Annotated in this window: 12 protein-coding genes; 3 read left to right on the forward strand and 9 right to left on the reverse strand. The window is 40.2% G+C overall.

Annotation, left to right across the window (positions count from 1 at the left end; translation table 11 throughout):
• Positions 1-63: 63 nt before the first annotated feature.
• Positions 64-813: an electron transfer flavoprotein subunit beta/FixA family protein gene (locus GQR38_RS08750; RefSeq protein WP_101164015.1), complete on the forward strand. Its 750-nt coding sequence runs from the start codon at positions 64-66 to the stop codon at positions 811-813.
• A complete protein-coding gene (locus GQR38_RS08755; protein ID WP_165721933.1) occupies positions 814-1,740 on the forward strand; it encodes an FAD-binding protein in 927 nt (308 codons plus the stop codon). It abuts the gene before it with no gap.
• 140 nt (positions 1,741-1,880) lie between these two features.
• On the opposite strand, the gene asnS is transcribed toward GQR38_RS08755, so the two are convergent.
• Positions 1,881-3,278 carry an asparagine--tRNA ligase gene (asnS, locus tag GQR38_RS08760; RefSeq protein ID WP_010552735.1) on the reverse strand — a complete coding sequence of 466 codons (1,398 nt, stop codon included), beginning with the start codon at positions 3,276-3,278 and terminating at the stop codon, positions 1,881-1,883.
• Positions 3,279-3,575: 297 nt separating this feature from the next.
• Between asnS and GQR38_RS08765 the strand changes: the two genes are divergently transcribed.
• The gene (locus GQR38_RS08765; RefSeq protein ID WP_007586798.1) at positions 3,576-4,010 is read left to right on the forward strand and encodes an ATP-binding protein; all 435 of its coding nucleotides are present in this window, start codon (positions 3,576-3,578) and stop codon (positions 4,008-4,010) included.
• Positions 4,011-4,229: 219 nt separating this feature from the next.
• Here GQR38_RS08765 and GQR38_RS08770 read toward each other — a convergent pair whose 3' ends face one another.
• The 8 genes from GQR38_RS08770 to bioA form a co-directional block, all read right to left on the reverse strand.
• A complete protein-coding gene (locus GQR38_RS08770; RefSeq protein ID WP_165721932.1) occupies positions 4,230-5,294 on the reverse strand; it encodes an HD domain-containing phosphohydrolase in 1,065 nt (354 codons plus the stop codon).
• A gap of 40 nt (positions 5,295-5,334) precedes the next feature.
• Positions 5,335-5,700: a response regulator gene (locus GQR38_RS08775; protein WP_165721931.1), complete on the reverse strand. Its 366-nt coding sequence runs from the start codon at positions 5,698-5,700 to the stop codon at positions 5,335-5,337.
• Positions 5,675-6,865 (reverse strand): PAS domain-containing sensor histidine kinase, encoded by a 1,191-nt coding sequence (locus tag GQR38_RS20690; protein WP_024599546.1) that lies wholly within the window; start codon positions 6,863-6,865, stop codon positions 5,675-5,677. Before GQR38_RS20690 ends, GQR38_RS08775 begins: the two co-directional genes overlap by 26 nt.
• Positions 6,866-7,307: 442 nt before the next feature.
• Entirely contained in the window at positions 7,308-8,324 is a 1,017-nt protein-coding gene (locus tag GQR38_RS08785; RefSeq protein ID WP_165721930.1) for an ABC transporter ATP-binding protein, read from the reverse strand.
• Between the two features lie 14 nt (positions 8,325-8,338).
• Positions 8,339-9,838 (reverse strand): iron ABC transporter permease, encoded by a 1,500-nt coding sequence (locus tag GQR38_RS08790; RefSeq protein WP_121953999.1) that lies wholly within the window; start codon positions 9,836-9,838, stop codon positions 8,339-8,341.
• On the reverse strand, positions 9,838-10,878 hold the full coding sequence (locus GQR38_RS08795; RefSeq protein ID WP_165721929.1) for an extracellular solute-binding protein: 1,041 nt from the start codon (positions 10,876-10,878) through the stop codon (positions 9,838-9,840). Before GQR38_RS08795 ends, GQR38_RS08790 begins: the two co-directional genes overlap by 1 nt.
• Positions 10,879-11,691, reverse strand: a complete 813-nt coding sequence (locus GQR38_RS08800; RefSeq protein ID WP_165721928.1) for a hypothetical protein — start codon at positions 11,689-11,691, stop codon at positions 10,879-10,881.
• Between the two features lie 171 nt (positions 11,692-11,862).
• Positions 11,863-13,164 carry an adenosylmethionine--8-amino-7-oxononanoate transaminase gene (gene bioA / locus GQR38_RS08805; RefSeq protein ID WP_165721927.1) on the reverse strand — a complete coding sequence of 434 codons (1,302 nt, stop codon included), beginning with the start codon at positions 13,162-13,164 and terminating at the stop codon, positions 11,863-11,865.
• Between the last annotated feature and the right edge of the window lie 31 nt (positions 13,165-13,195).

Consider the following 13,195-nt stretch of genomic DNA (forward strand, 5'->3'; position numbering starts at 1 on the left):
TTCATAAAATAAATAAGTTGACGTGCACGTTACCTTGTAGGTTTAAATAATTATGGAGTTCCTATGAAAGTTCTCGTACCAATAAAAAGAGTGATTGATTACAACGTAAAAGCACGCGTTAAAAGTGATAACAGCGACGTGGATTTAACCAACGTAAAAATGGCAATGAACCCGTTTTGTGAAATTGCTATAGAAGAAGCAATCCGCCTTAAAGAAGCCGGTACAGCCAATGAAGTTGTTGCTGTTACTATTGGTCCTAAAGCATCGCAAGAGCAATTACGCACAGCACTAGCACTGGGTGCCGACAAAGCCATTCACATCGAAACCGATGAAAAGCTCGAGTCACTCCATATTGCAAAGCTACTCGCTAAAATTGTAGAGCAAGAATCTCCTGAACTTATAATTTTAGGTAAACAGTCAATCGATTCAGATAATAATCAAACAGGTCAAATGCTTGCTGCGCTTACTAATCGTGGGCAGGGTACATTTGCATCCAAGGTTGTTATTGAAAATGGCAAAGTAAACGTGACCCGCGAAGTTGATGGGGGCCTGCAAACGGTAGCACTTAATTTACCGGCGGTTGTTACAACTGATTTACGCTTAAACGAGCCTCGTTACGCATCACTGCCAAATATTATGAAAGCCAAACGTAAGCCGCTTGAAGTAATAGCAGCTGATTCGCTTGGTGTTGATTTAACACCGCGTATTCAATTAATAAGTGTAGAAGAGCCAGCTAAACGTACCGCAGGAATTATTGTTGAAGACGTTGCACAGCTTGTAGAAAAATTAAAAACAGAGGCAAAGGTGATTTAAATGAAAACACTCGTAATTGCAGAGCACGACAACGGTGCCTTAAAACCAGAAACCTCAAAAACTATTAACGCCGCAGTAAAAATGGGTTTTCCTGTTGATGTACTTATTGCAGGTAACAACCTAAGCGCAATGAGCTCACAAGTGGCCAGCATTGATGGCGTAGCTAATGTTTTAGTTGCCGATAATAGCGTTTATGAACATCAGTTAGCTGAGAGCATGAGCGATTTAGTTTTATCTCTTAGCGACACCTACAGCCACATTGTTGCAAGTGCTACTACAACAGGCAAAAATTTTATGCCACGTGTTGCTGCGTTATTAGATGTTGCGCAAATTTCTGAAATTATCGCAGTAGTGGACGCCGATACATTTAAACGTCCAATTTATGCAGGTAATGCAATCGCAACGGTTAAATCACTCGACAGTAAAAAAGTAATTACCGTACGTGCCAGTAGCTTTGATTTACAAGGCGAGCAATCAGCAGCGGCTATAACAAGCATTTATACAGTGTCTGATTCGCAATTAAGTAGCTTTGTAAGTGTTGAACAAACAGAGTCTGAACGTCCTGAACTTACGGCTGCCACTGTGGTTATATCGGGTGGTCGCGGTATGCAAAACGGTGAAAACTTTGCACTACTTAATGGTATTGCCGATAAATTGGGAGCAGCCATTGGTGCGTCGCGCGCAGCGGTTGATGCAGGCTTTGTACCTAACGACATGCAAGTAGGGCAAACAGGTAAAATTGTAGCGCCTAATTTATACATTGCAGTAGGTATTAGCGGTGCTATTCAGCATTTAGCGGGTATGAAAGACTCAAAAGTAATCGTCGCGATTAATAAAGACCCCGATGCACCTATTTTTCAAGTCGCAGATTACGGTTTAGTGGCTGACTTATTTGAAGTACTGCCACAGTTAGAGAGTGCTTTATAGCGCTTAATTAAGCAAAATTTATTCTGGTTGAAAGCCGTGGTGCTCTTTGAGTGCTGCGGCTTTTTTATTCGGTAAATTAAAGACACAAAAAAACCAGCCAATTGGCTGGTTTTTAGTATTTATAAACGGCTAACTTAGTATTAGTAAGTTGCGCTGCCTTTAGTACGAGGGAAGGCAATAACGTCACGTACGTTGCCCATACCTGTTACATAAGCAACTAAGCGTTCAAAGCCTAAACCAAAGCCTGAGTGCGGCACGCTACCGTATTTACGTAAATCGCGGTACCAGCTGTAATCTTCTTTGTTTAAGCCCATTTCTTCTAAGCGTGCATCAAGTACATCAAGGCGTTCTTCACGTTGTGAACCACCAATGATCTCACCAATACCTGGTGCTACAATGTCCATTGCGGCAACGGTTTTACCGTCTTCGTTTTGGCGCATGTAGAATGCTTTAATGTCACGTGGGTAGTTTTTAATAACTACCGGTGCTTTAAAGTGCTCTTCAGCTAAGTAACGCTCGTGCTCAGACTGTAAATCTACACCCCATTCAACAGCGTACTCAAACTTTTTACCACAGTTTTTAAGGATCTCTACTGCTTCAGTGTAATTTACCTGTGCGAAGTCTTTTTCTACAAATTCTTCTAAACGCGTAATTGCGGTTTTTTCTACACGTTGTGCAAAAAATTCCATGTCATCACGGCGCTCTTCAAGTACGGCTTTAAACACATACTTAAGCATATTTTCAGCAAGTTTTGCGATGTCTTCTAAATCAGCAAACGCAACTTCAGGCTCTACCATCCAAAATTCTGCAAGGTGGCGTGATGTATTTGAATTTTCTGCACGGAATGTTGGGCCAAACGTGTAAATTTTTGACATTGCAGACGCGTAAGTTTCGCCATTTAACTGGCCAGATACAGTAAGGAATGCTTCTTTACCGAAGAAATCTTCGCTGTAATCAACTTCGCCTTTGTCTGTAAGCGGTAAGTTTTGCATATCAAGCGTAGACACACGGAACATTTCGCCAGCGCCTTCACAGTCACTTGCCGTAATAATTGGCGTGCTGATCCAGTAAAAGCCTTGCTCGTGGTAAAAACGGTGAATAGCTTGTGCTAAACAGTTACGTACACGAGTTACCGCGCCAATCATATTTGTACGAGGGCGAAGGTGAGCGTGCTCACGTAAGTACTCAATGCTGTGACGTTTTGCCGACATTGGGTATGAATCTGGGTTCTCTACCCAACCTAATACAGTCACTGTATTAGCTTGAATTTCGTAAGATTGACCTTGACCAGCAGATTGTACTAAAACACCAGTAACCGACACAGAACAACCGGCTGTTAAGCTAGTAACTTCATCATAATTATTCAGTGAATTAGGAACTACCGCTTGAATAGGATCAAAACACGAACCGTCATGAACGGCTAAAAATGAAATTCCTGCTTTTGAATCGCGGCGAGTACGGATCCAGCCCTTAATTGTTACTTGGCTGTCTACCGCAACATTGCCTTTTAATAGCTCTGAAATCGCTAAATGGCTCATCTTCACTCCAATGATATAAGTTGCCTAACTATTTTATTTTAACTGTGCGCAGCACTCGGGCATAAATTGCACATAAACGGCGCTGCACTTGAACCCTGTATCTTACCTAGTAAAGTTGAATAAAAAAACTATTGTGGGCAACTCTTTAAAAGTTTTTATGCATGCGGTTTATTTTTAAACAGTTTTTAGAGTTTAATTACTACTATTATGATTTGTTGCTCTTAAATTTAATGATTTTGTGGCATTATTAACAAACAAATCAAATTAATATTTATTCACACTTAAAAAATCGATGCTATGAAACAAGTTTTTATTTTACGAGGACTACCAGGAAGCGGTAAGTCTTACTACGCGCAAAGCCTTGCTGACGAATTAGGTGGAGTTGACGAAAGCCAATACCTAATCTGCTCAACTGATGATTACTTTATTAATGAGCAGGGCGAATATCATTTCGATAAATTTAAATTGTCGCAATTTCATAATTTAAATTTAGCGCGCTTTATAAATGCACTTGCTCAAGGTATGCCATTGGTAATTGTAGATAACACCAATATTAAAAAGTGGGAATTTATAGCTTACACTCAAGCTGCTGTTGCTTTAGGTTATCAAGTAAAAGAAGTGATAGTGGGTGAAGTGAAAGACAAATCAATGCAGCACTTATATGCTAAACGTAACTCGCATAATGTCCCGCTTAAAACAATAAGCAAAATGGCCTACATGTTTGAGTGGTAGTGCTAAATTTTAGGCAGCACGTCTAAATTATTTTGAGTTATAGCATCTAAATGAGCAGTGATTTTTTCATTGCTCCAATCTCACCAAGCTATATCTAGCAGCGTATTTATTGTTCTATAGTCAAATATAAAAAACCTACTTGAGGAAAACCTTCCATTGGTGAAGGATTATTGGGGTTTGGTCCGTTCATGGGGTTCCCTCTAATTAATTATGGACGTGTTACTTTTCAGCATACTTTTGTTTAATTGCTAAAATCTCTTCTTGAACTGCAAAAAAAGCATCCACTACTGCGGGGTCAAAGTGCTTCCCACTACCTTCTTTAATAATGGCAAATGTTTTTTCTTGTGAGAATGATTTTTTATAAGGACGTTTTGACGAGAGAGCATCAAATACATCAGCAATAGCAACTACGCGTGCTGCAATTGGAATTTCATTACCTTTTAAGCCATCAGGATAACCAGAGCCGTCCCATTTTTCATGATGTGAGCGGGCAATAATTTCACCGAGTTTAATAACCTCAGAATCAGAACCTGAAAGTATGCTAGCGCCTACAACGGTGTGCTGTTTCATTATTTCCCATTCTGCAGCATCTAATTGTCCTGCTTTAAGCAAAATATGGTCAGGTGTAGAAATCTTTCCGAGATCGTGCATCGACGCTGAAAATAAAATATTTTCAACTGTTCCCTCATCTAATCCTACACTGCGTGCAACGGCCTCAGAATACAAACTCATGCGTTGAATGTGCGCACCCGTTTCTTCATCTTTGTATTCAGCAGCTTTGGTTAACCTATTAATTGTTTCTAGTGATGCGGCTTTAATGCTTAGCATTGCTTGCTTTAATGATTCAGTTCTTTGAGCAACTTCAGCTTCTAATTGTTTCTGATAATTTGTTCTTAAATCGTTATAGTCTTTAATCTTAAGAAGGGACTTAACGCGCGATAATAGCTCGTTTTTATCTACAGGCTTTGTAATAAAATCATCGCAACCAGCATCAATCCCTTTAACTCGCTCTTTTGTCTCTCTTAAAGCAGTAATAAGGACGATAGGTAATAGTTTTAATAAAGCGTCTTCTCTAACTCGGCGTGTTACTTCAAAACCGTTCATACCGGGCATCATTATATCAAGTAAAATAAGGTCTACAGGTTGTTGTGCTAAGATATCTAATGCTTGTTGCCCGCCAGTCGCTGTTACTGTTTTATATCCCTTGGGTTCAAGATAAGCTTGCATGAGTTCAATATTTTGAAGGTTGTCATCTACAACCAAAATTAAAGGGCTATCTTTCATTAACTGTTCCTGTGTATCAAGGTTTAAATAATTGTAGTCATTACTTTATATATAAACTTATTTGTTGAGCAAACGTGCGTGTATCTATAGGCTTAGAAATATACGCACTGTTAGGTATACACAGTAATTGGTCTATATCTGCGGGTAAAACAGAAGCGGTGACAAAAACAATAGGAATATCTGCCGTTTCTTTTTCATCACGCAAAATTTTAGCAATTTCTGTCCCAGACATATCTGGGAGTTGAACATCTAATATAATTACTTCCGGGATTTCACGTCTTATTGTTAAAAGTGCATCCTTTGCATTCATAGCAGTAAACACTTTAAAATTTGCCATGAGTAAGAGATCTTTCTCTAACAATAAATTATTGGCATTATCGTCAACTACAACTATTTTGGTTTTCATTATTCTTTACCATCTGCTTTTGTTTAATAGGCAAAGTGATACGAACCGATGTGCCCTTGTTGACACCTTCAGATTCAATAACAAATTCGCCCCCATGCAACTTAACTAGACTTTTTGCAATAGGCAGTCCTAGCCCTGTACCTTCTGTTAATCTAGAGTAGGGAGTTTCAATGCGAAAAAAACCTTCAAATATTTTTTCCATATTTTCAGCAGCTATACCTATACCCGTATCCCAAATTGTTATCTCTATTTCAGTATCTGTATGTCGTGTTTTGACACCAATTTGACCCTCATCGGGTGTAAACTTCACTGCATTTGAAAGCAAATTATAAAGTATCTGTTTAACCTTAAGGGAGTCTGCTTCAATTGGTGGCAAGTCATCAGCAATTTCAAGGCACATATCCAGTTGCTTCTGATTAGCTGTATCTGCTGTAAGGCCTGTAATTTCGTATAATACTTGGCGTATCGGTAGGTGAGAAATAGTAAGGGTCATTTTACCGGCTTCAATTTTAGCCATGTCCAATATTTCATTAATAAGTAACAATAAATGTTTGCCGCTCACCAATACATTTTTGACATATTGTTTTTGTTTGTCGTTTAAAGTGCCGAATGTTTCATCGTAAAGCACTTCAGAAAATCCATTAATAGAATTAAGTGGGGTTCTAAGTTCATGCGACATATTAGCTAAAAACTCAGACTTTACTCGTGCTGCACTTTCTAAATCGTTTGTTAATACCTCAAGTGCTTTATTTGCTTTTACTAACCCTTCTTGAATCGCATTACGTTCGGTTATATCTTCGATAGACAATAAAATTATGCGATCTTTTGACTGAGTGCGTTTAATTTGCCTTGCGTTGAGCAGCATTGTACGCCAACCAATTGTTTTAAAATTGTGCTCAACTTTATAATCATCAAAACTCGTTTTTTGAGGCAATATCGTTTCTAGTAATTCACGCAGCTTGGGAATGTTCCATTGATTATTACCAAGGTTGTATATTAACTTTCCAACGGTGTCTTTGTGATTAGCGCGAAAAAACTCATAAAATGAGCGACTCGCTGTTACTACTCTTAAGTGCTGGTCTAAAACAATTAGTGGCTCACGAACTGTATTTACAATACTTTCAGAGTATTCTAATAGTTCTTTCTTGGTACTTATTTTATTCACTATCTAGATCCTTTGTACCATTAAGGGCTGAACAACTTTATAAACGTTTAAAGGATAATTAAGGTTCAGGAATGCTGTGATTATAGCTTTATTTTTATAATACGTTCGCCAAAAGCAATGCTTAATAATGTATTTTGATGTGTGTGTGTGGTTTCAACTAATATAAAAGGCGTAACCTGATAAGTGATATCTGAGAGGAACTATTTGAACATTAATCTTTGTTCAGTAAACAGCAACAGCTGATTAATAGCAAGAGGTTCATAAATTAACCTGCATATTATTGTTATTTATTGACTATGGTGAGTTTTTTAAAGGTAAAAGGTATTAGTTTTAAGCGCAATAGGGCTTTACGGGGAGGGTATTTAAACTGAATTTTGGGTCTAAATAGCAAGTATTGATGTAGCTATTAATGTTTAAATTAATACCTACATCAATATTTTAATCAGTCTGTAGATTTATAAACCGCTAGTGGGTGAGATGTACTTAGTGATACATGTACTTCATCGCCAGGGTTTACCACAACTTCATGGCTTACTCGACTAGTTACAACAGTAGAGCACGCAAGTTTTACAGCGCACAAGCGGCTGCCACCTTCAAAACGTACCCAAATAACTTCGCCGTTACTGCCAACACTGCTTTGAACGAGTAATACATCGTCTGGTCGAAGTAGTACATCAACGTCGCCACTTTCACAGTCAACGCCATGAGCCGGCGCATTACCAATTGAAGTAGTGGCTTGTCCTTGGCTAAATTGGCCGCTAATAAAGCTCGCCTCACCTAAAAAACGTGCCACAAAGCGATTGTTTGGGGTACTAAAGCAGCGCTCTGGCGTATCAATTTGTTGAATTTCACCGCCTTTTAAAACGCCAACACGATCGCCAACAGAAAGTGCCTCTTCTTGGTCATGTGTTACCCAAATAGCAGGTACGCCAGCGGCTTTAAGTGCGTTTCTAATATCCCAGCGAAGCATGTCTTTAAGGGCAGCATCTAAGTTAGAAAGCGGCTCATCAAGTAATACAAAGTCAGGCTGGTGGGCAAGGGTGCGTGCAAGTGCGACGCGCTGCTTTTGGCCGCCAGAAAGCGTTGCTGGTTTCTTATCTCTATAATCGCTCAGTCCAAGTAAGTTTATCCAATACTCAGCAGGGGCTGTATCTTTTAATCTAAAGCAAATGTTTTGCTGTACGGTTAAGTGCGGAAATAACGCAAAATCTTGAAACACCATACCTACACTGCGTTTTTCAGGAGGTATTGTTAATTTGGGAGTAGCGCGCCATTTACCCGTGTTTATTTCGCCTTCGCTAATAGGTATAAGGCCAGCAAGGGCTTGTAAAATTGTACTTTTACCACAACCTGTAGGCCCTACAAGCATAAGGATTTCGTTTTCACCCAGCGAAAAGTTTAAATCGCTTACTACGCGGTTACTGCCATAATCTATAGACAACTGACTTACAGATAGCATTATTTTTTAAATCCTTAATGTTCAAACTGGTTGCGTTTTTCGCCAGACATCATAATAGCTAACCCGCAGGCAGATATCACTACTAACAATAATCCAGGAATAGCAGCGCGACCAAAGTAGCCCGCTTCGTATACACGCCATAAATAGGTAGAGAGTGTTTCAAACCCTGTTGGGCCAAGGAGTAGCGTGGCTTCTAGTTCGCGCATTGACTCTAAAAACACCAATGCTGCACCGGCAATAATACCGCGCATAGTTAAAGGCAGTGTTATACGAGTAAATACTTCACGTGGGCTTGCCCCTAATACGCGCGCAGATTTTACTAAGCTTGGATCTAAGTGTTCAGTGCTTGTTCTAACAGAGCCTACAGCAAGTGGTAAAAATCGCAGCATATAAGCAATAATAAGCAATCCCAGTGTTTGATATAAAAACGGTAACTGCAAACCACCGTAAACAAGCGCTGTGCCCATTACTATGCCCGGAATACCAAAACCAAAGTAAGTAACACGTTCCATTATACGACCCGCTTTTCCACTCAGTGCGGCATGTGCAACGGGGATCGCAACGATAACAGCTACAATTGCCGCAATACCCGATGCATACGTAGAGTTCCACGCAATATTAAAATCAAATGAGCTAAAACCATCACGAGCTAACCAAAGCGAAAATATAGCCAAAGGCAAGCCAATAGCGAGCAGTAAAACAGGTGCAAACGTAATAAATATTGCACTTAACTGTAGTTTGCTTGGGAATAAAATTAACGGGCGACCTTGGCGCTCAGGGGCTGTTTTTATTTGTGATTCAACTAAAAGTAAAAAGCCAACAATAACCATCAGTTGAAGCGAAAGCATGGCTGCGCGCCCTAACGCAAAAGCGTTGTATTCAACGTAAATTACGCGGGTAAACGTATCTAAGCGCATCATTGCGGGTGTGCCAAAGTCTGATAATGTATAAAGGGCGACTAACAAAGAGCCTGCTGCAATACCGTTAACTACGCGCGGTAATATAACTTTAAATATACTTTGCGTCATCGACATTCCAAGCGTTCGTGCAGCGTTAACCATGCTTGCATCAAGGCTCAGTAAAGATGAGCGAGTTGTCATCATTACAAATGGGAAGGTATAAAGCGTCATTACAATGGCGGCACCGGTTAGGCCATACATTGATGGGGTTTCTATTCCTGTTAAGGTGTTTATTTCGCCACCGGGGCCAAACGCTGCATAAAGGGTAAATGCGCCAATATAACTGGGAATTGCCAGTGGGGCTGCAAATACAACCAGCCAGAGTTTTTTAAATGGCAAATGCACATACGCGCTAATAAACGCCAGTGGCACACCAATTAAAATAGATCCGAGTACCGTTAAACCCATTAACGATAACGTGTTGCCTAAAATTTGCAGATTGTGGGTGTCAAACACTGAGCTTGCATCGCTTGCAAGCACTATTAATACATAAACAGGGGTAAGCGCAACAAGCGCTGCAAGCAGCGCCATTGGGTAAGAGGCCGGTATTTTCATTACAATACGCCGCTGCTTCGCATCAAATCTATAGTAGGGCGTAAATCAGCAAGCTGTGTTAAATCTACTTTAGGTGGAGAAATATCAGCAAGTGACGGTAAACCTTTAGGTTGAATAATACCATTTACTAATGGAATTTCGTACGCTTCACTGGCTAAGTAACCTTGTACTTCTTTACTCAGTAAGTAACGCATAAAGTTTGTTGCAAGCGGATCATCGTTAAGTGCTAATACACCCGATGCATTAACTAAACAGCCAGCATCATTTTGTGTAAATGCTAAATCAAGCTTAGCATTAGGCTTGCCTGATTTTAAACGCAATGTGTAATAGTGATTAGCAAAACCAATATCAACTTCACCGCGCTCAACGCCCATAACAACACCTAATTCTCCAGCGTATGTTTTAGCGCGTTTTTTAATCTTTTTAAGCCACTTAGCGGTTTTGTCATCGCCTTCTAAGATTCGCATTGCGGTTACAAACGATTGAAAAGAAGCGTAGGCGGGTGCCCAACCAATACTTAAATCGCTGTCGGCAATTTCCATAATGCTTGTTGGAATTTGATCTTTAGTTAAACGCGACGTGTTATATGGCAATGTACGAATGCGGCCAGTTACAGGTGCCCACTCTTTATATCTAAATTGTGGTTGTAACTGAGCAGATAAATCACCTGGGATAGGTTGTGCAAGACCTGCATCGGTTACCAAACCTATAGCGCCTGAATCAACCGCCCAAAATAAATCAGCGCGGCGAACACCGGCTTTAGCTTCTGCAACAATGGTATTTGCTAAAGCAGCAGTAGGACCTCGGCGTATACCGAGTTTAAAGTCTGGATTTTTTTTCTGGATTGCTTGTAATACGTTTTCATACAAACCACCTTCGCCTCGGCCTAAATAAAGGGTTAACTCACCTTTAAGCTTTGGTAAATCATCAACAGAAACTGGGTTTGCTATATCAGCGGCTAGCGCACGAGAAAGAGGTAGTGGCAATGAGCCAACCACCCCTAACGCAGCTAGGCCTTGAATAAAGGTCCTACGCTTCACTTAAAATACATCCTTACGGGCTTTTTCGGCTTTTTCTATTAAAACCTTAGCGCGGTCTAATTTTGTTTGCATATCACTGATCACATCGCGTACTTCATCTACGCTTTTGCTGTTTTTAATTGCTAGTGGCAGTGTTACGTTAAAGTCTTTTTCCAGCACTTCAACTAGGTTAGCGTCTTGCTCAATAAGTGTACCTTCAACGCCTTCAAACAGGTGTAGATAAGTATCGTGAACAATTTCAGTTGCTTCGTCTTGTAAACGCTCAGCAAATTTAGCTACTACACGGTCTAATTTGTGCTTAATTTCATCAATTGTGGCACTTTGTGTCATTTCTTTTGTAGCGGTTGCTTTTACAGTGTCTAACAAGCCTTTTTGCTGGAATTTTGCAGCAAGCTTAACAGCCCCAAGGCCTTGCCACAAGGCTATGTTCATCGCTTTTTGTTGTTTACGAACTTCCTCAGCAGGCTTCTTATTATCAATGGCCATTTTTACGCCATAAAGACCCTGCCAAATAGAAGCGTATACCGGTACAAAGTTAGTTTCTATTGCGCTGTGAAACTTAACTGATTCCCAGTATTCAATTAAATCATCAGTTTTTACGGCTTTTGCGCCTTTAGTGTCGTAGTCGCTTACCATGGTATCAACTTTGCCTACCATCCATTCTACTTCTTCTGCGTAACTTTTAAGGTTAGCTTGAAGATGATTAACATGCTCGCCAATAGGGCCGTTAGCTAATACTGGTTGAGCCATAAACGCCGAGGCTAGTAAAAGGCTTGCACCTAAAGTTTTGGCTGGTTTAAATAGTAATTTCATAGCAAAGAAGTCCAAAAAGGTAATTGTAAATGATAGACATTATCATATAGCTAATAGTTAACGAGATCAATAACCACAAACTCGCTTAATAGATAAAAACACTAAATGTAGCGGTAGGTTACAGTAAATAGCGCTATAACCTGTATTAGGATTAGTTATTGAGACCGACTATTAAGCGTAATGCTTGCCTTTAATGGCATTATAAATGGCATCACACAGTGTTTTTATACTTGTGTCGTCACTTATATACGGTGGCATAAGGTAAATTAGTTTACCGAATGGGCGTATCCATACGCCTTGCTTTACAAAATAAGCCTGAATTTTAGCAACATCAACATTGCCCGCAGCCTCGTTTAGTTCAACAACGCCTATTGCACCTAAGGTACGCACATTGGCAACCGCATCTAATTCACTGCATTTATTAAGTTGTTGTAGTTGGGTGTTTATTTGGCTTATTCGTTGTTGCCAGTTTTGCTCTAGTAATAAATCAATACTTGCGCAGGCCGCAGCACAGGCAAGCGGGTTACCCATAAAAGTGGGGCCGTGCATTAAAACACCTGCTTCACCTTCGCTTATGCCAATGGCTATTTTATCACTTGTTATAGTGGCCGATAGCGTCATTGAGCCGCCAGTTAATGCTTTACCAATACACATTATATCGGGCTCTATATTGGCGTGCTCTACAGCAAATAATTTACCTGTACGGCCAAAGCCTGTGGCAATTTCGTCGCAAATTAGTAGTACATTATATTGCGTACATAACTTACGCACGCAAGCTAAATAATCGGGGTGATAAAAGTTCATCCCACCCGCGTTTTGTACAATAGGCTCAATTATAAAGGCGGCTACTTGGCTGTGGTTTGCTTTAAAGTATTCTTCAAGCTCTTGGGCTTCAGCTTGGTTAAACTCGCCCCCAAATTGACTAACCGGTGCAGGTACAAAAACGTGTTCAGGTAAAAAGCCGCTATACAAACTATGCATTGAGTTAACGGGGTCGCATACGCTCATGGCTGCAAAGGTGTCGCCATGGTAGCCCTTGTAAGGCGTCATTAATTTTTGTTTTGTTGTAATGCCTTGGCTTAACCAATATTGCAGCGCCATTTTTATTGCTACTTCAACACTTACCGATCCGCTGTCGGCTAAAAACACTTTAGTTAAACTAGGCGGCGTTATATTTACTATTTTTTTGCACAGCTCAACCGCGCTGTTATGCGTAATACCGCCAAACATAATGTGGCTCATACAGTTGATTTGCTCAATCATGGCGTTATTTATAACAGGGTGGTTATAGCCATGTATTGCGCTCCACCACGAGGCCATGCCATCGATTAATTGCTCGCCAGTTTCAAGGTGAATAATGTTGTGATTTGCATGTGTAACGGGATATACCGGAATTGGCTTAGTCATAGATGTATATGGGTGCCAAATGTGCTCACGATCAAAATCAAGGTCAATCGTATTCTTTTTAATCATATGTAAACTTTATCTTGGTGGGCTTCGTTGA

Source organism: Pseudoalteromonas sp. c7(2019) (genome assembly GCF_011378625.1).
Taxonomy (GTDB): Bacteria; Pseudomonadota; Gammaproteobacteria; order Enterobacterales; family Alteromonadaceae; genus Pseudoalteromonas; species Pseudoalteromonas arctica.